We start from the raw sequence: 23,217 nt of genomic DNA, 5'->3' as shown, positions 1-23,217 counted from the left end.
CGTCTCGTGGGCTCGGAGATGTGTATAAGAGACAGGGGGGAGGGTGACGCGGAAGGTGGCGCCGCCGCCAGCGGTCTCGACGGCCTCGACGGTGCCGTTGTGCGCGGCGATGATCGACGCGACGATGGCGAGACCGAGCCCGCTGCCACCCGTTTCGCGCGTGCGCGATGAGTCGGCGCGCCAGAAGCGCTGAAAGATCTTCTCGCGAATCTGCGGCGGAATACCTTCGCCGTGGTCGATGATGTCGAGTACGGCGGTGTGCGCTGCGTCGTCGACCTGAACCGACACCTCGATGGGGCTGTCGGCCGCGGTGAAACGCAGTGCGTTGCCGATGAGGTTGGCCACCACCTGCCGAATCTTGTTCTCGTCGGCCATCACGATGGGCGCGACGCCTTCGCGGTCGTCGGAGTCGAATGACGACAGCCCCACCTCGGTGGGGGTGATGCCCACCGCTGCGTCGGCGTCGCCGCGCGGTCTGCGGCCCCGCAGGCGGGCAAGCGTCGCCCCGGCGAACCCGATGGGGCCGGTGAGGTTGTTGGTGACCTGGGCGCGCTCTTCGGCGGCCGCTGCGATCTCGTCGGGGTACAGTCCGCCCGTGACGGCGTCGGCAGCGGGGGCGAAGCTGACGAGCTGCGAGGAGCGGGGAAGGATGATCGAGACCACTCGTTCGGGGCTGGATGCCCGGGCATCCAGTGCCGCATCGACAGCAATGGGCACCAGATCGATGCGCGAGAGGTTCAGCGGCTTCGTCTCGTCGAGGCGCGCCAGTTCGAGCAGGTCTTCGACGAGAGCGCCCATGCGAATTGCTTCGCGCTCGATGCGATCCATGGCCTTTGCCACCTCGTCGGGCGTGGTCAGAGCGCCCATGCGGTAGAGCTCGGCGTAGCCGCGCACCGACACCAGCGGGGTACGCAGCTCGTGGCTGGCGTCACCGACGAAACGGCGCATCTGTTCGATGGTCTTGGCGCGGTCGTTGAAGGCGCTGTCGATGCGGCTCAGCATGGTGTTGAGCGAGCGGTTCAGCCGCCCGACTTCGGTGTTGGGGGTCGCCCCAGACATGCGCTGGCTGAAGTCGCCGTTCGCAATCTCGGCGGCGGTCTTCTCGACCGCCCGAAGCGGAGTGAAGGTACTGGTCACCAGCAGGCGCGTGAGCATGGCGCCGAGCACCACCACGCCGATGCCGAACGCCAGGAAGATGGAGAGGTACGTGGTGGTCACGCTGTCGGTACGCGCAAGAGACGCTGCGATGACGATGGTGCCCTGGGTACCGTCTTGAAAGTTGATGGTGCGTACGACCGCGTGCCACTCCGACTTGGTGCCGGTCGCCGCAAGCGAGTAGATGGGCTTGGCGGCCATCTCGTCGGTCGAGGGAGTGAGGGGGAGGCCGGTCACCTCGGGCTCCTGGCTGGCGGTCTGCGTGCCCCAGTTGCTGGCAGCGAGCGAGCCGTCGGGGCCGAGGAGGCCCACGTAGTACTCTTTCGGCGCCGATTCGACGTCGTCGATCTTGAAGGTCTGCGAGGTGGCGCCTGGCCCGAGGAAGGGCGACAGGTCAGTGTACGCAGCGCTCAGCCCCGAGTCGACCTGCTGCAGCAGGTACGACCGCAGCACGGTCATGGTACCGATACCGGTGACGATGAGGCCGAAGGTCAGCAGCAGAACCGTCACACCGGTGATCTTGGTGCGAAGGGAGATCGAGTTCCAGAATGTGGAGGGGGTTACGGCCATCATCGGTCGTGCAAGGCTACTAGACCTTGCTGACTTTCAGCATGTAACCGAAACCGCGCTTGGTCTGGATGAGCGACTCTTCGGAGTACTGGTCGAGCTTCCGGCGCAGGTACGAGATGTACGACTCGACGATACCGGCGTCGCCGTTGAAGTCGTACTCCCAGACGTGGTCGAGGATCTGCGCCTTCGAGAGCACGCGGTTCGGGTTCAGCATGAGATAGCGCAGCAGCTTGAACTCGGTGGGGCTGAGCTCGATGGCGGTGTCGGCCACGAACACCTCGTGGGTGTCTTGATCCATCGTGAGCTCGCCGGCACGGATGATGGCGTCTTCATCGGCCTGCATGGTGCGGCGGAGAATGGCCTTGATTCGCGCGACGATCTCGTCGAGGCTGAACGGCTTGGTGACGTAGTCGTCGCCGCCCACGGTGAGGCCGGTGATCTTGTCTTCGGTGTCGTCTTTGGCCGTCAGAAACAGAATGGGCGCTGTGTAGCCGGCGGCGCGCAGCCGCTTGGTGACGCCGAAGCCATTCATGTCGGGCAGCATCACGTCGAGAATGATGAGGTCTGGTTCTTCTTCGAGCACGGCAGAGATGGTCTGCGCGCCATTGCTCACCGCTCGCACGGCGAACCCCGCGAAGCGCAGGCTGGTCGTGAGCAGGTCGCGGATGTTCGGCTCGTCGTCGACGATGAGAATGCGGGGTCCGGTCATGACTCCATTATCTGCGGGTTTACTGAACGCTTGCTGGGAGCCTGATCAACTCGGGTTGTGCGGGGTCAGCTGGCGAGGGAGAGGGCCTGGGCATCCAGAATCGTGTAGCTGTAGCCCTGCTCGGCGAGAAAGCGCTGGCGGTTCTGGGCGAAATCCTGGTCGACCGTGTCGCGGGCGACGAGCGTGTAGAAGTTCGCCGACAACCCCGACTCTTTGGGTCGCAGCAGCCGACCGAGGCGCTGGGCCTCCTCTTGCCGCGAGCCGAATGACCCCGAGACCTGAATGGCCACGGTTGCTTCGGGCAGATCGACCGAGAAGTTCGCCACCTTGCTAACCACGAGAATGGGCTCGTCGCCGTCTCTGAACGCCTGGTAGAGGCGCTCGCGCTCGGCGATGGGTGTCGAGCCGGTCAGCTCGGGCACGCCGAGTTCGCCGGCCAGCAGGTCGAGCTGGTCGAGGTACTGCCCGATGACGAGGATGCGCTCGCCCGCGTGTTTCGCCACCAGCTGCTTCACCACGTCGAGTTTCGCCGGGGCCGTGGCGGCCAGCCGGTACCGTTCGTCGTCGCTCGCGGCGGCGTAGACCAGCCGCTCGCTCTGCGGCAGGTCGATGCGCACCTCGAAGCAGTCGGCGGGCGAGATGTAGCCCTGCGCCTCGATCTCCTTCCAGGGTGCGTCGAAACGCTTCGGGCCGATGAGGCTGAAGACGTCGCCCTCTCGCCCGTCTTCCCGAACGAGGGTTGCCGTCAGCCCGAGTCGGCGCCGGGCCTGCAGCTCGGCGGTGAGCTTGAACACGGGGGCCGGCAGCAGGTGCACCTCGTCGTAGACGACAAGGCCCCAGTCGAGGGCATCCAGAAGCTCGAGGTGGGCGTAGGCACCTTTACGTTTGGCGGTGAGGATCTGGTACGTGGCGATCGTCACCGGTTTGACCTCTTTCACCTGCCCCGAGTACTCGCCGATCTCGTCTTCGGTCAACGAGGTGCGCTTCAGCAGCTCGCTTCGCCACTGGCGCGCCGACACCGTATTCGTCACGAGGATGAGCGTGTTGGTCTTGGCCGTCGCCATGGCGCCCGCGCCCACCAGCGTCTTGCCGGCGCCGCACGGCAGCACTACGACGCCCGAGCCGCGCTCGAAGAAGTTGTCGATGGCCTGCTGCTGGTAGTCGCGCAGGTGCCAGCCGCTCTCGTTCAGGCTGATCTCGTGCGGAGTGCCCGGGGTGTAGCCCGCGTGATCTTCGGCGGGCCAGCCGAGTTTGGTCAGCTCTTGCTTCAGCTGGCCGCGGGCCCAGGGCTCGATGACGTACGTCTCGGCGTCGATACGCGACGGCAGCAGCGGCGCGATGCGCTTGCCCTTCACGATCTCGGCGAGCACCGCCGTGTCGGTGGCGCGCAGTGTGAGGGTGCCGTCGGGCAGCCGCTCGATGACGAGGCGGCCGTAGCGTGCCACCGTCTCGGCGATGTCGATGGTGACCGACTGCGGAATGGCGAACTTCGAGAACCGCTCGAGGGTGCCGAGAATCTCCTCGGCGGTGTGCCCGGCGGCCCGCGCGTTCCAGAGCCCCAGCCGGGTGATGCGGTAGGTGTGGATGTGCTCAGGTGCTCGCTCGAGTTCAGCGAACACGGCGAGCTCGTGGCGCGCCGTGCCGGCATCGGGATGCGCGACCTCGAGCAGTACGGTGCGGTCACTCTGAACGATCAATGGTCCGTCAGGCATAAGTCTCAAGCTTACGCGGCGAAAACTGGATGCTGGCCGGTCTGATGGTGGTTGCGAGTGTCTGCGACGGGGCTCTGACGGTTCGGTCTACGAGACCGGGCTGACCGTCTGCACCTGTGTGATGCTCGCCAGCGGCAGGGTGCGCTCGACGCCGGCCTTCTGGTCGGTTCCGCGCATGCGCCCGCTCGCCACACTGGTGGGCACGACGGGAAAACTGACCTCGTCGCCGTTGGGCAGTCGCACGGTGACCAGCACGGGCGTTTTGGCCTTCACCGCGACATCGAGCTGGCGCACCAGCCACGCCTCGGCGGTGTCGACACCGGGGCTGACACCACTGCCGCGCAGCCGGTTGATGAGTTCGTCGACGAGACGGTTCGAGGGCAGCGCAGTGGGCACGACGACGGGGATTCGCGCGAGGGTCACGGGGTCACCGTGGCTGCCTTCGGCAATCACGGGGTAACGAGCGTCGACGAGCATCCAGTAGACCGTGTCGAGACTGAAATGACTGGTGAGACGGTTGTTCTCGGTGAAGACCAGCCCCAGCGAGCCGAGGTTCTGGTCGACGGCGATGGTGTGCAGAAGCTCACCGTCGTCTGAGCGCACATAGGTGCCCGCGGCCGGTGCGTCGTCGAGAGTGCCGACGCGCAGCAACCCATAGCGAGCGCTCGACTCCGAGATGAGGTAGTCGAGCGGCTGCGGGATACCGGTGCTCGATATGCTGCCGAGAAAGCTCCGGATGCCCGCCGCCGTGTACCCCGCACCCAGGGCTCGAGCGATGGAGCCCCCCGAGATGCGGTACGACGACGCAATGGAATGGTTCTCCAGCTGCGCCATCGCTCGAAGCGTGGAATCGATGTCGGGCCGCAACGGGCCGGCCGCCACCACCGTGAGGTCGTGCTGCAGGTACACCGTTTCGACTTCGGGCGGGAGCAGAGGTGCGATGAGGGCGACTGCGGCCTGCACGCTCTCGCAGAGCAATGCCGTGCCGGCGCTGCTCGCAACGCCGTCGATGGCGATGCCGAGCCGTTCAGAATCGTCGCCGAGCTCAGCTATCTGCGCGTCGAGCGCAGCGCCGCCGGCCGGGTAGAGCCAGCGCAAGTAGGCGGCGAGGCTTTCGCCCCACACCGCGTCGATTCGAGTTCGGAGAACGGCGACGATCGACTCGGGCAGTTCGGCGAGCCATGAGCCGGCCAGCGCACCCCAGCGCTCTGCCATCGGGGTGAGCAGCCAGGCGCGTGAACCGGCGGAGGCGAACCATGACGACCCGTCGCGAACGGCGAGGCCTGCGGTCGCGGCAACGCGCAGCACGGCGTTCATCTGGTCTGGCTCGAACCCGGTGACCGCAGCGAGCCGCTTCGCATCGGGCACGGCGAGACCGCCCTTGGCCAATTCGCGTGCGGGGGAGAGGTGCAGTGCGTTGACGACCTCCGTGACGGCGACGGTGGTCTCGAAGGCGCGTTCGGCCGACAGCTGGTCGGTGTTCGACCGGGTGTGTGTGCTGGGCGGAGCTGCCGCTCTGGGCGCCTCGACAGAGCCGAGCTCGGCGGGGGAGGGCAGCGAGGAGCCCGGCCACGACTCGAGAACGGCGGCCACGGCGTCGTACGGCTTCAGCACGCCGTCGATGTCGATGAGCAGCATGGCAGCGAACGCTCGAAGCAGTTCGGGCGAGGCCGAGGAGCGGGGGGTGGTGCCGGCCGCGATCGCGGCCAGAGTGGGGCGATCGAGGCGGGAGAGGGCATCCTGAACCGACTCTGGCGTCAGCAGTGCGTCGGCGAGGTCGAAGAAGTCGCGGAGGTCTCGCTTCGAGAGGTGACGGCCGGTGAGCAGCGTGATGAGGGCGGCATCGCTCTCAGACTGCAACCGACTGGCCAGAGCGAGCGTGTCACTCATGTTGAGTTACGAGCCTCGCGAGAGCGACGAACCAGGTTGACGATCAACAAGGCGATGAGAAAGGCGATGGCCAACGGGAAGCCGAAGATCGGCAGCACCACCACAATGGGCCACACCCCGACGCCGAAGTTGCGCACACCGACCCCCGTGCCGATGATCACCGCGATGAAGCAGAGGATAGAGAGGCCGGCAGCGCTCGCGACCATATAAGCCAAAATGCGCTGGCTCCTCTTAATTGCAGGAGTATTTGTCTCGGTCACGCACCTAACAATACGGCCACGTCGGCAAGCTAATAGGCTTACCTGTGGTCGGAGCGCAATATTCCGGCAAAACACACGAGGAGATTCACAATGCCTACCGGCAAGGTTAAGTTCTACGACGACGAGAAGGGCTTCGGCTTCATCAGCTCAGATGACGGCCAGGAGGTCTTTCTGCACGCGTCGGCGCTGCCCGCTGGGGCCAGCGTCAAAGCCGGCACCAAACTCGAGTTCGGTATCGCCGACGGCAAGCGCGGGGTGCAGGCGCTCTCGGTTCGGGTGCTCGAAGCCCCGCCGAGCATGGTGAAGCTGAGCCGCAAGCCGGCCGACGACATGGCCGTCATCATCGAAGACCTCGTGAAGGTGCTCGATGGCATCGGCACGAACCTGAAGCGGGGCCGCTACCCCGAAGCCAGCCACAGCCGCAAGATCGCTGCGCTGCTGCGCAAGGTCGCCGACGAACTGGATGCGTAGAGTTGGCTGACAACGAGCTGGTCGCCGACGCGGTCGCATCCGACGGCGATCGCGCCGGCGTCGACGCCGGTGCGGGCTCAGGCGCGAGCCTCGAGACCGTCGATGAAGTCGAGACCGTCGATGAAGTCGAGACCGTCTCTGGAGTCGAGACCGTCTATGAAGCAGACCCACAGCTGCTCGCCGCGGTCGACCAGGCTCGGGCCGCTCTCGCCGAGATAACCCCGGCCGATTCCATCGGCGAGGTGATCGGCCACCTCGTCGAAGGTGAGCGTGTTCTGAGCCTGCTGTTCGAGTCGAAACTCGCGGGCTACCCCGACTGGCACTGGGTGGCGACTCTTGCCCGCGCGAGCGACACTGACGAGCCCACGGTTCTCGAGGTCGAGATGCAGCCCGGTGACACGTCGATTCTGTCGCCGGCGTGGATTCCGTGGGCCGATCGCCTCACCTCTGACGCTCTGATCGACGACTCCGAGAACGAGTTCGACGACGATGACGACAGCGATGACGACAGCGCCGACGACAGTGATGACGACTCGGGCCAGGCGCGGGATGGGTTCGCTGACGACGAGTCTGACGATAACGAGTCCGATGACGATGAGTCTGACGACGACGACGACGACGACGACGACGACGATGATGACGACGACGAAACTGCCGTCGCTGCCAGCATCGGCCTCCGTCGTGACCGCGACGGCATCGACATCGACACCATCGCCGAAGAGGGTCTCGACATCGACGGGCTCGACGCCGGCGAACTCGACTCTGGCCGGCTCATCTCCACTGACGACGATGCCGACGAGCTGAGCGAAGCGCACCTCGCTTCGGGCGGAGACGCGGAGTTCGGCGACGAGTTCGGCGATGCGCCGTTCGACGATGACTCCGAGGCTGACCGCTCGTATTGAGCCTCACCCTAGCACCAACGACGAAGCGCCCGGCACTCAGCTCGAGTGACGGGCGCTTCGTCGATTCACCGCGGTGCTGCAGAGTGCATCGCAGCACCACACAGCACGAAGGTCAGAGGTTCTCGACCACGTACTCGATCGAGGAGATGAGCGAGCGCACGTCGTCAGGCTCGATGGCCACGAAGGTAGCGACACGCAGTTGGTTGCGGCCAAGTTTGCGGTACGGCTCGGTGTCGACGATGCCGTTCGCGCGGAGAGCCTTCGCCACTGCTGCCGCGTCGATGTTGTCGTCGAAATCGATGGTGGCGACGACCTGCGAACGGTGCGCCGGATTGCTCACGAACGGAGTTGCGAACGACGAGGCCTCAGCCCAGTCGTAGAGAGCCGACGACGACTCGGTGGTGCGAGCGGAGGCCCACGCGAGGCCGCCTTCGGCGTTCATCCAGTCGACCTGGCTCTGCATCAGCAGCAGCGTGCTGAGTGCGGGGGTGTTCAACGTCTGGTTCAGGCGCGAGTTGTCGATCGCGTTCTTGATGCTCAAGAACTCGGGAATGTACCGGCCCGATGCCGCGATGCGCTCGACACGCTCGATGGCCGCGGGCGAGAAGAGGGCGAACCAGATGCCGCCGTCGCTCGCAAAGTTCTTCTGGGGGGCGAAGTAGTAGACGTCGGCCTCGGCCGCGTCGAAGTCGATGCCGCCGGCCGCGCTGGTGGCGTCGACCACGGTGAGTGCGCCCGTGTCGCCGTGCACGCGCGTGACGGGGGCCATGACGCCGGTGCTGGTCTCGTTGTGGGGCCAGGCGTACACGTCGATGCCCTCGAGAACCTCGATCTCGCTGCGCGAGCCCGCATCTGCTGCGATGACGTGCGGTGCCGTGAGAAAGGGAGCGCCCGCAGCCACGGCGAACTTCGCCCCGAACTCACCGAACGTGAGGTGCTCGCTGCGGTTCTCGATGAGCGAGAACGCCGCCGCGTCCCAGAAGGCGGTGGAACCGCCGTTGCCGAGCACGACCTCATAGCCTTCAGGAATACGGAAGAGCTCTGCCAGGCCCGAGCGCACAGCCCCGACGAGGTTCTTCACCGGCGCCTGGCGGTGCGAGGTACCGAGAATGGATGCCCCGCGAACCGTGAGGTGGGTCAATTGCTCAGCCCTGATCTTCGACGGGCCGCAACCGAAGCGACCATCAGCGGGCAGGAGGGAGCGGGGAATCTGCAATTCGGGCATGAAAACAAGTGTATCGAAGCGCCCACGGCGCGCTCTTCCGGCGGGTGCCGCCCTCACACTGTTCGCCAGTAGGCTTGAGCCACACGTGCGCAGTGAAGCAAGGAGCGGCCGTTGGCGGATTTGATCGACACCACTGAGATGTACCTCCGAACGATTCTCGAACTCGAGGAGGAGAACATCGTGCCTCTCCGCGCCCGCATCTCAGAGCGGCTCGGGCACTCGGGGCCGACGGTCTCGCAGACGGTGGGTCGCATGGAGCGCGACGGGCTCGTGATCGTCTCGAACGATCGCCACCTCGAGCTGACAGAGATCGGTCGGCGCAAAGCGGTTCACGTCATGCGCAAGCACCGGTTGGCCGAACGGCTGCTGAGTGACGTGATCGGCCTCGACTGGGAGTTCGTACACGAAGAAGCCTGCCGCTGGGAGCACGTGATGAGCGAGCAGGTCGAGCGCCGCATACTCGAGATGCTCGACCATCCCACCGAGTCGCCCTATGGCAACCCCATTCCGGGCCTCGAAGAACTCGGTGACACCGAGGCGGTTCCGTTCACCCGGGGAGTGGTCAACATCGTCACGCTGGTGCACGGCGCTGTGGGGCCGCAGACCAAGATCATCCGGCGCCTGGGTGAACCGGCGCAGGTCGACCCAGAACTGCTGTTGCAGCTCAAGCAGTCGGGCGTCGTGCCCGGCAATTCGGCTGCATTCTCCTCGGCTGGTTCATACGTTCTCGTCGAAGTCGAGGGGTTCTCGCAGGGCCTCGAATTGCCGAATGAAGTCGCCAGCCACATCTTCGTGGGCATCTGACATTCATAAGTTCGTTACCAATTTGTTGCTTTAAGCCGTTTTGAGGTGACAAATCGCGGGGTCTCACGTATTCTCGGTGAAGTCCGAATGACCGCTTCCCGGCCCCACGACCCAAATCAAGACACATGAACCGGCTCTTTCCTGGCGGCACTACCCTGCCCCCAGAACCGTCAGAGCCGGGCAGAGCACTCGTGCCCTGCGATGTGTCGGAGGAATAAACTTTGCCCCTTTCGAGCAAATCGCTTGGTTCACCCGAGCCGAAGCACAACCCGAACACCCCTGCAGTACGCGAGACCTCTCACGCCAAGCCGCGTTTCAGGCGCCCCACCAAGCGCGGCATCGCCAGCACCGTCGTCATGACGGCTGCCGCAGCCCTCGTCGCCACGATGGCACTGCCCGCCTACGCGTTCAGCACGCACGGTGCCTTCGACCCGAGCGCGTCGACCAAGTCGATCGAGGCCGGCCAGCAGACACTCTCTGTCGACGCATCGGCCGCTGACGCCGCCGTCAGCCGCGACAACTACAAGGCTCCGACCAAAGACGACCTCGCTGCCGCCGCCAAGGCCGCGGCTGAGGTTGCTGCTGCAGCCCAGGCTGCCGCCGTGGCTCAGGCCGCCGCCCTCAAGGTGGCCACGGTGTCGAACACCACCTCTACCGCCTCGGTCGCCGGCGCCACCTCCGCGAGCACGGCTGCCTTCAACCCGCCCTCGGGCCCGTACAGCGGCCAGGCCGTCGTCGACTACGCCATGCAGTTCGTCGGCGTGGTGCCCTACGGTGCCGGTGCCAGCCCCGACACGAGCTTCGGCTGCGACGGGCTCACCCAGTACGTCTTCAAGCAGTTCGGAATCAACATCCCGCGCACCGTGAGCGCTCAGGCCGCAGCCGGAACCCGTATTTCAGCTGCCGACGCACAGCCGGGCGACCTGATGATCTACTCGATCGGCCACGTGGGCATCTACGCCGGCAACGGCAAGATGATCGACTCGCCCGACTGGGGCCGTTACGTCGAATTCCGCCCGCAGTGGGGCAGCTTCTACTACGTACGCCTCGGTATCAAGTAAGTCGAGCCTGTCATGTCGGTAACCGCATCCTCCCGGCGTGAGCGCCGGGAGTGGGAGCGGCAGGCAGCCGAGGCGAAGGCCGCGGCTGGAGCCTCATCCGTCAACGCCGACGGTGCTGTGGCCGAGATGAGTGTTTCGCGTGTGACACCCAGCCAGCCGCACACCATTGCCGAGTTGCTGGCTGCTGCCGCTGCGAATACAGCTGCTGCGGCTGCTGTCTCCGGCCCGGTGTCGTCACCCGTGTCGTTGCCCGTCGACTCGCTGCCTGTTGCCGCCGAGAAGCCGCTGCAGGTCGAAGCGATGGTGGTCGAGCCTCTCGAGCAGCAATCGCTCGAGCACGCGCAGCCTCTCGAGCAGCAGCAACCTTTCGAGCAGCAGCCGATGAAGGAGCCTGCGCTCGTCGACCCCGCGGCGGTTCCTGTGCGCCGGGTGGTTGTTCGTGCCGGAACCGCACGCGCCGCCGCCCGGCGTGCTGCCGCGCGTGAGCGCTTCGGCGCCGTCGTCACCCGTGTCGGCTCTGTCGCCCGTGCCGGTTCAGCCGGCGGAGTCGGTCTGGTCGACGGCGCCAGGTCGGGCCGCCGCCCGTCGGCCGCCTCACCCAAGACCCGTGCCGCCCGCGCAGTGGTTATGACACTCGCCGTCGGGCTCATCGCCACGATGGCGCTGCCCGCCTACGCCTTCAGCACGGCGAGTGCCTTCACCCCGATCGAAGATTCTGCAGCGCTGGTCACCGGAGAGCAGACGCTGGCCAGCAGCAGTGGCCTCACCGCGGCGATCGTCGGTCGCGACAACTACCAGGCTCCCAGCGAGTCAGACCTCGCCGCCCAGAAGGCAGCCGCAGCCAAAGCGGCGGCTGCTGCAGCGGCCGCCGCGTCGGCTGCGACGCTGAGGCTCTCCTCGAACAGCGCCGTCACGGCGACCGCCTACCCGTCGGTCGTCTCTCCCCAGGTGCAGGCATTGGCTGGTCAGCTGATGGATGCGGTCGCCTCGGGCCAGCTGGTCGGGTCGAAGCCCGACCACATCGCCGAGATTCGATACCTTGCCGAGGGCCAGGTCGTTCCGGGCTGCGGCGTCGACTACCGCGTGCTGCAGACCATCAAGGTGGCCATCGACAATTTCTCGAAGGTGGGTGTGAGTGATATCAACCGCCTCTGCACCGGCCAGATCGAGGGCGCGGGAACGATGTCTCCGCACTATCGCAATGGCGGCGGCCACGCGGTCGACTTCTACATTCTCAACGGTCACGGTCTCACCGGCGCTGACTCCGACTCGCTGAAGCTGCTGCATCTGCTCGACCCGCTCGTGCCGCCGAACACCAATGTGGGCCAGAGCGAATGCCGGTCATCCGGTTCGGGCTTCGTCAACCTCTCGGAGTTCGAAGACACCTGCAGCCACGACCACGTCGACTTCATCAGCGCCAGAGGCGACTCCCTGCTCTCTGATTAGCTGACTGACTGACTGGCTGGCTGACGAGCCAATTGTGAACAGTCGGTTACAGTCTGCTCAATCGATGCCGCAGTCGCATGCGTTTTCGGGCTAGGTTTGTTAGCCTTCATGCACTGCTATTGCTCGAGACTTCGGGAGCGTTCGTGACCGCCAGAGGCAACATCCCCACCACGGATGACCGCCTCTTTCGCGCGCGAATACTCAGCGGCCTGCATCAGATACCCTCTGTGCGCACACGTGTGCGTGCAGAAAGGGCGTTGTCACTGTGACGACGCCCTTTTTTGTTGCCCCGGCCCACCCGCAAGCCTCTCGAATGTAGCGGCGAAATCGAACCTCCTGGTAGCCGACCAGGGGTTGCGAAAGGGAGAAAATGCGAACGCTGGTTTTGAACGCGGGCTACGAACCGCTGGGTGTTGTCTCGTTTCGGCGGGCCCTTGTGCTCGTCATGAATGAGAAAGCGAGAATCGTCGAAAGCGACGAAGACGACCCGGTGTGGGCGTCATCGGGGGCGTACGATCGCCCGTCGGTCATCTTGCTCACGCGGTACGTGAAGGTTCCGTCGTCGAGGCAGGTGCCGGTGAGTCGGCGCGGAGTGCTGCGCCGTGACAACCAGCGCTGCGGCTACTGCGGGGCATCCGCCACCACAATCGATCATGTTCAGCCGCGTTCGCGCGGGGGCAAAGACACGTGGGAGAACCTCGTGGCCTGCTGCCTGAAGTGCAACAACAAGAAGAGTGATCGCACGCTGGCAGAGATCGGCTGGTCGCTGCGCATGGTTCCACGCATGCCGCATCACGCCGGGTGGTTCGTGCGCGGCGTCGAGCGCGCGCTCCCCGAGTGGGAGAACTACCTCGAACCGGCTGCGTGAGCCCTGCTCCAGTTCGCTGCTAGACGATGCGAATGAAGATGTAGCTGCCCCAGAGCCCAGGGTTGTGTTCCACATAGCGGCCCCAGTCGGGCGAGTGGATCACGCCGCCGTGCCCGTCGTAGATTCCGACGTGCGCGTTCGGCCACACGACGAGGTCGCCGGCGCGCACCTCAGACGATGAGACGCGAACGCCCATGGCCGTCTGCGCGCTCACGAGGCGAGGCAGCGTGACGCCGAAGTGGCCGTACACCCACTGGGTGAGGCCGTCGCAGCCGAAGCTGTCGTTGGGGTTCGCGCCCCAGCCGTAGGGCACGACGCCCACGTATTGCTGGGCGTACGCCACGACCGCTGCGCCGTTGAACTGCTGGGTGGGAGCGTCGTTGACGGGCGCGGGCGAGCTGCTGCCGCTGCTGCTCGAGCCGGTTCCGGATGCTGAACCCGAGCTGCTCGATCCGATCGAGCTGCTCGACCCACTGTTGCCCGTGCTGCTCGACCCGCCCGAACTGGCTGCCGCGCTCTGTTTCGCGGCGGCGGCTGCGGCGTCGGCCTGCGCCTGTGCGGCTGCTGCCGCTGCGGCGGCCTGCTCGGCCTCGAGCTGACGCTGTTTCTCGGCGGCCACGCCCGCGTTGTAGTCGGCCTCGGTCGTGAGCGCTCCCGTCGTGAGAGCAGCGAGTTGAACCGTCATCTCGGCCTGGTGGTTTTCTTGTTCGAGTAACGCCGACTTGACACTCTGCTGCGCGGCAACGGCGTCGGTCAGCGACGCCTGTGCGGCATCCGCGAGGCTACTGAGGGCTCGTTCGGCTGCATCGGCCTGTGCGCTCAGCGAGGTGGCTGAGTTAGCGTCTTGAGTGGCTGCGTCGAAGATCTTCTTCGAGGTCTCGCTCAACTTGCTCATGGCGCCGAGCTGGTAGAGCAGGTCGCTGCTCTTCTGGCCGCCCACGAGCAGTTGCATCGAGAGATCTGATCCCGCCGAGCGGGCGAACTGCGCGGTGAGGGCGCTGGCCTGCTTGCGCGAAGTGTCGGCCTTCGTCGCGGCCTCGGCCGACTGCAGTTTGAGCTGGTCGGCCTTCACCTTACCGGTGGCCAGTGCATCCTGTGCCGCCTGATTGGCTGCCCACCGCTGGTCGGCCACGGCTTGTGCTGCTTCGACCTCAGACGCCAGGCCGGAGATGAGTGACTGCAGCTGGCCGATCTCTGCCTGCTTGGCGGTTTCGTTGCTGCGTGCGGCGAGAACGTCGTTCCAGCTCGGATAGTTCGCAGCGAAGACGGGGCTGCCGCCCGTAATGCTGCCGGCAGCGACCAACGCAGCGACGGCCGAGGTCACGATGAGCAGGCGAAGCGGTGCGGCGAAGCGGCGAGAGGCCTGGGCCGAAGCTGGCGCGCCGGCACCGGATGCACGGCGGTGGGTCGACTTCATAGATCCTCGAGACTGTTCACGTTTGTCACAGCAGTCACATGAGTAACCTCTATAACACCAACAACAGCGTTAACAGTAGCAACACACCGGCGTTTCGCACACAAAATTTTGTGGAGGCATAGAACGTGCGACGAAAGAAGCCCAGCATCACCGCGGGGGCGGCGGGGCTGGGCTTCTTTCGGCGGGTGTCGTGACGGGCTAGAAGTCGTCGACGTGCAGGTGGTCGCAGGTGTCGTAGAAGTCGCTGAAGTTCTTCAGGCCGATCTCGCTTCCGGCAGAGACGCGGCAGTTGCGCTGGCCGAGACCCGAGCCGTACGGCATGATCGGGTCGAGTGCGCGAATCAGGCTGAGCGACGCGTTGTTCGAGCCGTTCAGTGCGTTGCCGCCCACCGAGGTGAAGTCGACCGCGTGCCCGCCGCCGTTGCGGTAGTGGGCCGACAAGACGCCGGCGCCCTCGATCTGGCCTGTGCAGCGGCGGCTGATGTCGCTGACGCCAGCGCTTCCGAACGTGCGCACCGCGGTGACCATCGCCTGCAGAATCACCACGTCGATGCCGCAGTTCGCCACCGACTTACCCTGGGCGATCCACGCGATCTCGAAGATGTGGTCGGGGCTCGACCCGTGAAAACGGCCCGCCGAAACGTAGCCCATCAGCTCTTCGGCGAGGGCCTGGGCGTCGGAGGAGACGGGGCCGATGCTCACGCCGCCGCTTCCGCGCGCAGCGGCGGCGGCCGCTGCGGCCGCTGCTGCTGCCGCAGCCGCTGCAGCAGCAGCCGCAGCGACTCCTGCCTGGTACTGCTGTTCTGTGGTCGCGACGTTGCTCTGCAGGCTAGCGAGCTGAGCCTGCAGCTCGCCCTCGTGAGCGGTCTGCTCGTTCAGGGCGGCGATCATGTCTTGCTGGGCCTGGGCGGCCTGCTGCAGCGCGGCTTGTGCGGCCGCTGCGAGGCCCACCAGGGCATCCTTCGCCACCGCCGCCTGCTCGGCGATCGACTGAGCGGTGTTCGCGTCTTGCTTGGCCTGGTTGTAGATGCCCGTGATGGTTTCGCTGAGCTTGCCCATCGAACTGAGCTGCGACAACAGATTGTTGGCCTGCGCTGAGTCGCTGCCGAGCAGCAGGCTCGTGATGTTGTTGCCGCCGCCCGCGCGTGCGAACTGGGCCGCGATGAGGGCGGCCTGGCGGCTGGAAGTGTCGGCCTTCGTCTTCCATGTGGCCGCGCTTGCCGCAAGGGCGTCGGCCTTGCTCTGCCCAGCGGCGAGTGCCGCTTCGGCCACGTCGTCTTCAGCTGTGCGCTGCTGAACGAGTGCCTGTGCGGCCACCGCCTTCGCCTGCAGATCGGCGATCAGTGCGGTGATCGAGGCGACCTCGCCGGCCTTCGCCGACTCGCTTGCTCGCGCCGCTTGAACGTCGGCCCAGCTGGGGTAGTCGGTCGCATAGGCGGCCGGGGCACCGAGCACGGTGCTCACGGCGGTGACGACAATGACCATCAACCCCACTGCGAGGAGGCGCGATCGCTCTGCCAGGCCACGCCTGGGCGGGTATGAAGTCTTCATGGAGTCTTCTGTCTAACAGCACCTACGCGCGTTCGGGGGGTGCGGCGTCGGCATTTCGTGAACCCGTGCGATTGCTGAACCCCGGTGGTGGGGCTGTAAACTCGTGCGGTCAGCCTCTGTAGCTCAATGGAAGAGCAAGTCCGTCCTAAGGATTAGGTTGGGGGTTCGAGTCCCTCCAGGGGCACCGTTCGCGTTCTGCGCAGGTGTCGTAAGCATCCTCTCGGTGCCGCTGTACCGATGGTTATGGCGATAACCATCGGTAAGGTGTTCTCATGACGATGAATGCAACAGGTGCTGACGCCGCCTCATCGTGGCCTGCCGTCACCTTCGAGCAGCGTCCTTGGGAAAGTCATGACACCGCTGGTCAGTCCCGTCGAGCGGCATTGCGAGCCAGAGGGCCCTACCAGGCCTCCATACCTCCGTCTATCGCCACGCTCGCGTTGCCAGCCCTCGATATGGACACCATGATCGCGGCCGAAGACGCCGTCGTCGAGCTTGGCCGATTCGATGGTGAGGTCGGCGCGATCGCCGCACCGTTCTCGGCAATTCTTCTTCGCAGCGAGAGCGCGGCCAGTTCTGAGATCGAGCAGCTCACGGCGTCAGCCAAGAACATTGCTTTGGCCGAACTCGGGCGAAGCGCGGGTCGGAACTCCCGGTTGATCATCGGCAACGTGCGGGCGATGGAAGCCGCGATCGAGATGGCCGAGCAGTTGGACGGGTCGACAATCGTCGCTATGCAGGCAGAAATCCTGCGTGATGACCAGCCGGAGGATACCGGCGGCTGGCGCACGCAGCAGGTCTGGATCGGTGGCGGGTTCGGCAATAGCCCACACGGTGCATCCTTCGTTACGCCTCATCACGAACGAGTCGGAGCCTTGATGGACGACCTTGTCGAGTTCGCTCGCCGCACCGATCTGCCTGCGCTGGTGCAGATCGCGATTGCGCATGCGCAGTTCGAAACCATCCATCCATTCACCGATGGCAACGGACGAACGGGTCGCGCGCTCGTGCAAGCGATGCTGCGTCGACTGGGAGTCACGCAGAATGTCACCGTGCCTGTCTCCGCGGGTCTTCTGCAGGACACCCGTGGGTATTTCGCCGCCCTCACTGAGTACCGCCTCGGCAATGTGCAGCCGATCGTCCAGTCATTCGCTCGGGCGTCAGCTGACGCAATCGTCAACGGACGCCAGCTCGTGGCGGATCTGACGACGGTGCGTGCGCGTTGGGAGCTGGCAACGACTGCGCGAGCGAGAAGCTCTGGTCGTCGACTGTTGGATGTGCTCCAACGTCAACCGGTGATCGACTCGAACCTCGCCGCAGGCGAACTCGGCATTGATTCGAGGAATGCGCAGAACGGTATCGATCGACTGGTTGCCGACGGCATCCTCACCCAGATGAGCGCCGGAATGCGAAATCGTGTCTACGAGGCACGCGAAGTATTGACCGCCCTCGACGAATTCGCGGCGCGAGCGAAACGACGTCGCTAGAGGCGGTGGCACGTCGGCTGCCGAGCAGAGAACGCCCCGCAAACGAGTGACTGACAAGCTAAAATGGCACCCCCGAACGAGGCACAGTCGCCTGGGGGTACATAATCAGAGGTGTACCGCTGGAGGAGGGACTCCACCGCGCAGGCACGTGTGCGCGGAGGTGCGCGGGGGTGGGGGAAAGGGTCGCTGTGGCGAACCGGTTCAGTATGAGAGTGTCAGCGGGAGCGCGCAAGCCCGGGTTCAGCATCCAGTCGAAGCTGCTGGTCATGCTGTTGGGCGTGAGCATCGGCTCGTCGTTGGTGGTGGGCATCGTGGGGTACGTGTCGGGCAGCGATTCGCTGCGGGATGCCGCGTACTCGAAGCTCACCGAGACGCGCGAGTCTCGGGCGCGCGAGATCACGAACTACGTGAAGAACACTGAGGATTCGCAGGTCGTCTACTCGCGGGGAACAACGGCGATCAACGCCGTGACAGCCTTCAGTGCGGGCTTCGACGCCCTTCAGTCGTCGCAGCTGACGACCGAGCAGAACGCTGCGGTCGACTCGATCTACACGAAGACGTTCGCTCCTGAACTCACCGCGCGCTCTGGGCTGCAGACAGACCCCACCGCGTTCGACCCGACGTCGCCGGCGGCGCGCTACCTGCAGTACCACTACACGAATCCGTCGCTCGACTACACGGCCACGCTCGCGAAAGACGATGCGGGCGACGGCAGCGCCTGGTCGGCTGCGAACAACGAGTACCAGGACTATTTTCGGGAGATCATCACTCGTTTCGGCTACGAAGACGCCCTGCTGCTCGACACAACAGGCAACGTCGTCTACTCGGCCTACAAAGGGGTTGAGCTGGGCACCAACGTTCAGACGGGCCCTTATAAGGGAACCGTGCTTGCGAGTGGGTACAACGAGACGCTGAACTCGAACCAAGTCGATTTCGTGAAGATCACCGATTTCGAGCGGTACCAGCCGTCGCTGGGGGCCCCCGCTGCGTGGATCATGTCGCCCGTGGGGGAGAAGGGCAAGGTCACCGGGGTGATGGCGTTTCAGCTGTCGATCGCTTCGATCAACGCCATCATGACGGCGAACAACGGGTGGGCATCCGATGGCCTCGGCGAGACAGGCGAGACCTACCTTGCCGGCCCCGACCAGCTGATGCGTTCTGTGTCACGTCAGCTCATCGAGAACCCCGACCAGTTTCAGAAAGACGTCATCTCAGCCGGTACCGCTCCAGATGTGGCAGCGCGGGAGGTCGAGGTGAAGGGCAGCACCCTGCTGCAGCCGGTACGCACCGCTCCTGTGCAACGGGCCTTGGCGGGGGAGACCGGCACCGACATCACCACCAGCTATCTGGGCACCGAGAGCATCGTGGCGTACGCGCCATTGAACATCTCTGGCCTGCAGTGGGTGATCGTGGCGCGCATCGACACCAGCGAAGCCTTCGCCGCAGTGAATGACTTCACGCGTAATCTGGTCTTCGCCATCATCGCCCTCATCCTGGTCGTTTCGCTGCTCTCGCTGATCTTGGCTCAGGTGTTCGTGCGGCCGGTGCGGCGCCTCGTCGGAGCCGTGCGCCAGGTGACGGGAGGCGATCTCTCTGTCGAGGTGCCGCAGGGTGCCCGCGACGAGTTCGGCGATCTCGGCAACGCATTCAATGACATGTCGCGCTCGCTGCGCATCAAGCAGGCGCTGATCGACGAACAGACAGACGAGAACGAAAAGCTCTTGCGCACACTGATGCCCGATGACGTCGCCAAACGGTACAAAGAGGGCCAGGAGACCATCACCGACGTGCATCACGACGTCTCGGTGCTGTTCGCTGACCTCATCGGCTATGACGCCTACGCGGCCGGTGTCGACCCCGAGAAAGAGCTGGCGACGCTGAACACCATCGTGGCCAGCTTCGACGAGGCTGCCGCTCGCATGGGCGTCGAGAGCGTCAGAACACTACGCGAGGGGTATCTGGCGAGCTGCGGGCTCGGCGTTCCCCGGGTCGACAACATTCGGCGCATGGTCGAGTTCTCGCTCGAGATCCGTAAGATCATCGAACGGTTCAACGCCCAACACTCAACGAACCTGAGCCTGCGCATCGGTATCGATGCAGGCACGGTGAGCAGCGGGCTCGTCGGCCGCTCGAGCCTCGCCTATGACATGTGGGGTGACGCCGTGAACCTCGCGAACCGCGTGCAGCAGGTCTCGGGTGCGGCTGGCATCTTCGTGAGCCAGAGCGTACGAGACCGGATGCACGACGCCGTCGTCTTCGTCGAAGCCGCAACCATCGACACCGCCGACGGTTCGCAGACCGTCTGGCAGATCAAGTAGCGCGCCGTGATCGCCATCTGGAATCAGCCCTGGTTCGCGCTCGCCGTGACGATTGCCGTCGGACTCCCGGTTCTCCTGGTGATTCTCACCGAGGTTCTGGCGTTTCTGGTTCGGCGCGGGCACCCGGCCGCAAAACCCGTGCGGCTGCTGCGCAACCTCGTACTACCGGTGGGAGCACTGCTCGGCCTGCTCAGTCTGGCAAATCACCAGAACGTCGAGTTCACCTGGGTTCGCGTGGTCGCCACGCTCTTCGGGTTCCTCGTGATTCTGCTGTTGCTGTCGAGCGTGAACGTGGTGCTGTTCGGCAACCCGGAGGAGGGCAGCTGGCGCGAGCGGCTGCCGTCGATCTTCATCGATCTGGCCCGGCTCGGGCTGATTTTGGTGGGCCTGGCGCTGCTGTTCTCCTGGGTGTGGGATGCCGACATCGGCGGGCTCATCACCGCGCTGGGCGTGACGTCGATCGTCATCGGCCTGGCGCTGCAGACGGCCGTGGGTTCGATCATCTCGGGGCTCCTGCTGCTGTTCGAACAGCCCTTCAAACTCGGTGACTGGCTCGACACCGGCAAGGTCGTGGGCCGGGTGGTCGGCGTGAACTGGCGCGCAGTTCACATCGACACGGGCAATGGCATTCAGATCGTGCCGAACGCCACGCTCGCTGGGGCGTCATTCACGAACCTGAGCGAGGCGCCCGGGTCATTCATGGCGACCTCGACGGTGAAGTTCTCAACTGACGACCCACCGCACCAGGTCATCGACCTGATGCAGAAGGTGGCGTCGGGGCTTCCGATGCGCACGCCGGGGGAGTCGATCGAGGCATCGTATGCGGGTGCGGCCACCTACTCGATTTCGATACCGGTCTCGGGCCCAGCGGCTGAGGCCGGGGCATCCGCTCTCTTTCTCGCGTGGCTCTGGTATGCGGCCAGGCGCGAAGGGCTGGCGCTCGACGGCGACACGACCGACCCCATTGCCGAACCCGAACGGCTGGCCGAGGCGCTCGCGTATGTGACCACTGTTCTGCGGCTGGGCCCGGGCGACTTCTCGTGGATGACCGAGCGGTGCCGGCTCGAGCGGTACGGCCACGGCGAGATGGTGCTGCCGGCGCGCAGAATTCCGGATGCATTCCGGCTCGTTCTCGACGGGCACGTTCAGCTGTCTGTTCCCACGCTGGTGGGCCCGGTGAACGTTGAGCGGCTCGAACGCGGCGACGTGTTCGGCCTGCTCTCGCTCAGTCGTGAGGTCGAGCAGACCGCCGCGACGGCCGAGGGCACGATCACGGTGATGCGCATACCCGCAGACGTTGTCGACCGGCTGATCGTCGAGCATCCGGCGCTTGCGCGGGCGATGGGGCAGTCGATCGAGGCGCGGCAGAAGAGCGTGGCGCTGGCACTCGCGTCGACTCTCGGTATCGAGGGCGCTGCGGGTTCTCTCTAGCGCTAGCGCTCGAGCACGAGATCGGCGAGCCGAGCTGGCTGCTCGCGGGCGATGAACGCGAGCTCGTGTGCCGCCCACTCGTCCCAGTACGGTTCGTAGGCGGAGCCATCGCGGGCCAGAGCGCGGCGTTTCCGCTCGCTGTCGTCGAGTTCGACCCAGATCGTGAATGTGGCGAGCGCGGCATTCTGACGGCTCAGGCTACCCATCCCCTCGATGATGAGCGCGCGGTTCGGGTCGACGGATGCCCATTCCGCGGCCCTTCCCGCCACCCAGTCGTGGCGCTGCCAGCGTGGCTGGTCGCTCGCCAGCAGTTCATCGTGAATGTGGCGGCTGGCGGCGTCGAGACCCTGCCAGCCGGGGTAGATGTCGTCGAGGTGAACGAGGGTGACGGGTGCGGGCCACGCGGCGGCGAGCTCGGTGGCCAGGTCGGTCTTGCCCGAGCCGGAGCGGCCGTCGACGAGCACCACTGCGTCAGTGAAGGCGGTGGTGGGCCTCGGTGCGGCTGTGTCGGTGCGGATGCGGATGCGGGTGAGCAGGGCATCCAGAGCCGGTTGCTGCATCGGTCAGCGCGCCTCGAGGAGCCCGGTGCGGTCGGCCCACTGCAGCAGAATGACGGTCTTAGCGTCGACAATGGTCGTGCCGATGGCTGCGAGCGCCTCTGTGAAGTCGAGTTCGACGTTCTCAATGTCTTCGCCTTCGCCCGCGAGCCCGCCGCCCGCGCCGGTGAGTGTTGCCGCGCTGTACCGGGCCGCGAAGAAGTGCAGCTTCTCCGTGACAGAGCCGGGACTCATGAAGAGGTCGAACAGATGCGCCGCGTCAGAGATGGTGTACCCGGTCTCTTCGGCCGTCTCGCGTTCGATGGCCGCGAGCGGGTCGTCGTCGTCGAGCAGACCCGCCGGCGCTTCGACAAGGTTTCCGTCGGGATGGCCGTTGACGTACGCAGGAAAACGAAACTGGCGGGTCAGCAACACCGTATTCTGCTCGGTGTTGTAGAGCAGAACGGTGGCGCCGTCGCCACGGTCGTAGGTTTCGCGGTCTTCTGTGCTCCAGTGGCCGTCGCGGTGGCGAAAGTCGAACGTCGTTGCGCGCAGCACGAACCAGTTCGACGAGAGCAGCCGTACGTCTCGCACGATCACGTCGGGGTTGCCGGTGAGGCCTCGGCCGACCTGGTCGAGCCCTGTTCTGCCGCGGCTGTCGGAGACATCGATGCCGGGGGTGGACTCCGGATGCCCCGCCGTCGCCGCACTCACCCGCGCACCATATCGGCAGCCATCGGCTCTGGCAACCACCCGCGCGCAATTCGCAGCCGGTTCGATAATAAACGCATGGGAATTTTCATCGGAATCATCATTGTAGGAATCATTCTTCTCGTCTTCGGTGTGGCGGTGAAGGCGGCCGAGGTGCTCATCTACATCGGCATCGCTGTCTTGCTGATCGGCATCATCGCAGCGCTCGTGCGTTACATTCGCGGGCGCGCCTAACAGCTGAACAGCCGGGGCCTCAGCCTGCTGGGCCGCAGCCAGCTGGGGCGTCGACCAGCTGGGGCCTCAGCCCGCGATGAGCAGGAAGACGAGCCCCAGCAGCGCGGGAGTGCCCTGAAGTGCGGCTGAGCGCAGGCGCTCGCGCCCCGTCGAGAGCAGCACCAGTGCTGCGAGCACGATCGAGGCCATCGTGAAGACGGCGAGCGTGAACCCCGCCTCACGCGCCGCCGTGTAGTACAACACGAGACCCACCGCAGCGCCCACTGCCAGAAACAGGTTGTAGAAGCCCTGGTTGTAGGCCAGCGGAGCCGTGGTGTCGGCATCGGCTTGGCTGGTCAGGCCGAAACGTTTCCAGATGGCAGGTTGGCGCCATTGGATGCTCTCCATGACGAAAATGTAGATGTGCAGCAGCGCGGCGATGGCGACGAAGACGGTTGCGAGTATGCCCATGTGCACAGT

The 23,217-nt window shown here is 65.3% G+C and carries 21 protein-coding genes and 1 tRNA gene; 11 read left to right on the top strand and 11 right to left on the bottom strand.

The genetic code is table 11. The features are described 5' to 3' along the window. The 5 genes from QN358_RS14055 to QN358_RS14035 all read right to left on the bottom strand — a co-directional run. Nucleotides 1-1,725: sensor histidine kinase (locus tag QN358_RS14055; protein WP_416351997.1), on the bottom strand; the 1,725-nt coding region annotated here is incomplete at its 3' end. Between the two features lie 19 nt (nt 1,726-1,744). Further along, on the bottom strand, nt 1,745-2,434 hold the full coding sequence (locus QN358_RS14050) for a response regulator transcription factor (RefSeq protein ID WP_136643233.1): 690 nt from the start codon (nt 2,432-2,434) through the stop codon (nt 1,745-1,747). Between the two features lie 65 nt (nt 2,435-2,499). Next, complete coding sequence (locus QN358_RS14045; RefSeq protein WP_136643232.1) at nt 2,500-4,146, bottom strand: DNA repair helicase XPB; 1,647 nt, start codon at nt 4,144-4,146, stop codon at nt 2,500-2,502. Nucleotides 4,147-4,233: 87 nt separating this feature from the next. Next, nucleotides 4,234-6,036 (bottom strand): helicase-associated domain-containing protein, encoded by a 1,803-nt coding sequence (locus QN358_RS14040; protein ID WP_323512755.1) that lies wholly within the window; start codon nt 6,034-6,036, stop codon nt 4,234-4,236. Continuing rightward, nucleotides 6,033-6,296 (bottom strand): multidrug ABC transporter ATPase, encoded by a 264-nt coding sequence (locus tag QN358_RS14035; protein ID WP_136643230.1) that lies wholly within the window; start codon nt 6,294-6,296, stop codon nt 6,033-6,035. The genes QN358_RS14040 and QN358_RS14035 overlap by 4 nt, the downstream gene beginning before the upstream one ends. A gap of 90 nt (nt 6,297-6,386) precedes the next feature. Here QN358_RS14035 and QN358_RS14030 point away from each other — a divergent pair, with 90 nt between their 5' ends. Both QN358_RS14030 and QN358_RS14025 read left to right on the top strand, forming a co-directional pair. After that, entirely contained in the window at nt 6,387-6,767 is a 381-nt protein-coding gene (locus tag QN358_RS14030) for a cold-shock protein (protein WP_136643229.1), read from the top strand. 2 nt (nt 6,768-6,769) lie between these two features. Further along, a complete protein-coding gene (locus tag QN358_RS14025; protein ID WP_323512754.1) occupies nt 6,770-7,669 on the top strand; it encodes a DUF3027 domain-containing protein in 900 nt (299 codons plus the stop codon). A gap of 112 nt (nt 7,670-7,781) precedes the next feature. Here the strand turns inward: QN358_RS14025 and serC are convergent, their stop codons facing one another. Then, complete coding sequence (gene serC, locus QN358_RS14020; protein ID WP_323512753.1) at nt 7,782-8,894, bottom strand: phosphoserine transaminase; 1,113 nt, start codon at nt 8,892-8,894, stop codon at nt 7,782-7,784. Nucleotides 8,895-9,005: 111 nt separating this feature from the next. On the opposite strand from serC, the gene QN358_RS14015 reads away from it, so the two are divergent. The 4 genes from QN358_RS14015 (at nt 9,006) to QN358_RS14000 (ending at nt 13,073) form a co-directional block, all read left to right on the top strand. Next, nucleotides 9,006-9,698: a metal-dependent transcriptional regulator gene (locus QN358_RS14015; protein ID WP_136643226.1), complete on the top strand. Its 693-nt coding sequence runs from the start codon at nt 9,006-9,008 to the stop codon at nt 9,696-9,698. Nucleotides 9,699-9,919: 221 nt separating this feature from the next. Continuing rightward, on the top strand, nt 9,920-10,759 hold the full coding sequence (locus QN358_RS14010) for a C40 family peptidase (RefSeq protein WP_323512752.1): 840 nt from the start codon (nt 9,920-9,922) through the stop codon (nt 10,757-10,759). A gap of 12 nt (nt 10,760-10,771) precedes the next feature. Continuing rightward, nucleotides 10,772-12,205 (top strand): hypothetical protein, encoded by a 1,434-nt coding sequence (locus QN358_RS14005; RefSeq protein WP_323512751.1) that lies wholly within the window; start codon nt 10,772-10,774, stop codon nt 12,203-12,205. Between the two features lie 370 nt (nt 12,206-12,575). Next, entirely contained in the window at nt 12,576-13,073 is a 498-nt protein-coding gene (locus tag QN358_RS14000; RefSeq protein ID WP_136643223.1) for an HNH endonuclease, read from the top strand. 19 nt (nt 13,074-13,092) lie between these two features. On the opposite strand, the gene QN358_RS13995 is transcribed toward QN358_RS14000, so the two are convergent. Beyond that, complete coding sequence (locus QN358_RS13995) at nt 13,093-14,490, bottom strand: NlpC/P60 family protein (protein WP_323512750.1); 1,398 nt, start codon at nt 14,488-14,490, stop codon at nt 13,093-13,095. A 198-nt stretch (nt 14,491-14,688) separates the two neighbouring features. Next, nucleotides 14,689-16,041 carry a coiled-coil domain-containing protein gene (locus tag QN358_RS13990; RefSeq protein WP_136643221.1) on the bottom strand — a complete coding sequence of 451 codons (1,353 nt, stop codon included), beginning with the start codon at nt 16,039-16,041 and terminating at the stop codon, nt 14,689-14,691. 112 nt (nt 16,042-16,153) lie between these two features. Here QN358_RS13990 and QN358_RS13985 point away from each other — a divergent pair. From QN358_RS13985 to QN358_RS13970, 4 genes are all read left to right on the top strand, one after another. Further along, nucleotides 16,154-16,225 (top strand) — tRNA-Arg (locus QN358_RS13985). A gap of 88 nt (nt 16,226-16,313) precedes the next feature. Continuing rightward, the gene (locus QN358_RS13980; RefSeq protein ID WP_323512749.1) at nt 16,314-17,528 is read left to right on the top strand and encodes a Fic family protein; all 1,215 of its coding nucleotides are present in this window, start codon (nt 16,314-16,316) and stop codon (nt 17,526-17,528) included. Nucleotides 17,529-17,740: 212 nt separating this feature from the next. After that, nucleotides 17,741-19,846, top strand: coding sequence for an adenylate/guanylate cyclase domain-containing protein (locus QN358_RS13975; RefSeq protein WP_323512748.1), 2,106 nt, complete (start codon nt 17,741-17,743; stop codon nt 19,844-19,846). A gap of 6 nt (nt 19,847-19,852) precedes the next feature. Next, nucleotides 19,853-21,277 carry a mechanosensitive ion channel family protein gene (locus QN358_RS13970; RefSeq protein WP_323512747.1) on the top strand — a complete coding sequence of 475 codons (1,425 nt, stop codon included), beginning with the start codon at nt 19,853-19,855 and terminating at the stop codon, nt 21,275-21,277. A 2-nt stretch (nt 21,278-21,279) separates the two neighbouring features. Here QN358_RS13970 and QN358_RS13965 read toward each other — a convergent pair whose 3' ends face one another. Continuing rightward, nucleotides 21,280-21,837, bottom strand: coding sequence for an ATP-binding protein (locus tag QN358_RS13965; protein WP_323512746.1), 558 nt, complete (start codon nt 21,835-21,837; stop codon nt 21,280-21,282). Between the two features lie 3 nt (nt 21,838-21,840). After that, nucleotides 21,841-22,527: an NUDIX domain-containing protein gene (locus QN358_RS13960; RefSeq protein ID WP_323512745.1), complete on the bottom strand. Its 687-nt coding sequence runs from the start codon at nt 22,525-22,527 to the stop codon at nt 21,841-21,843. A 75-nt stretch (nt 22,528-22,602) separates the two neighbouring features. On the opposite strand from QN358_RS13960, the gene QN358_RS13955 reads away from it, so the two are divergent. Next, nucleotides 22,603-22,758: a hypothetical protein gene (locus QN358_RS13955; RefSeq protein WP_162849203.1), complete on the top strand. Its 156-nt coding sequence runs from the start codon at nt 22,603-22,605 to the stop codon at nt 22,756-22,758. Between the two features lie 66 nt (nt 22,759-22,824). On the opposite strand, the gene QN358_RS13950 is transcribed toward QN358_RS13955, so the two are convergent. Then, the gene (locus tag QN358_RS13950) at nt 22,825-23,208 is read right to left on the bottom strand and encodes a DUF1304 domain-containing protein (protein WP_323512744.1); all 384 of its coding nucleotides are present in this window, start codon (nt 23,206-23,208) and stop codon (nt 22,825-22,827) included. Between the last annotated feature and the right edge of the window lie 9 nt (nt 23,209-23,217).

This window comes from Subtercola sp. RTI3, assembly GCF_035018625.1.
Taxonomy (GTDB): domain Bacteria; phylum Actinomycetota; class Actinomycetes; order Actinomycetales; family Microbacteriaceae; genus Subtercola; species Subtercola vilae.
This window is presented reverse-complemented; position numbering and strand designations above follow the sequence as displayed.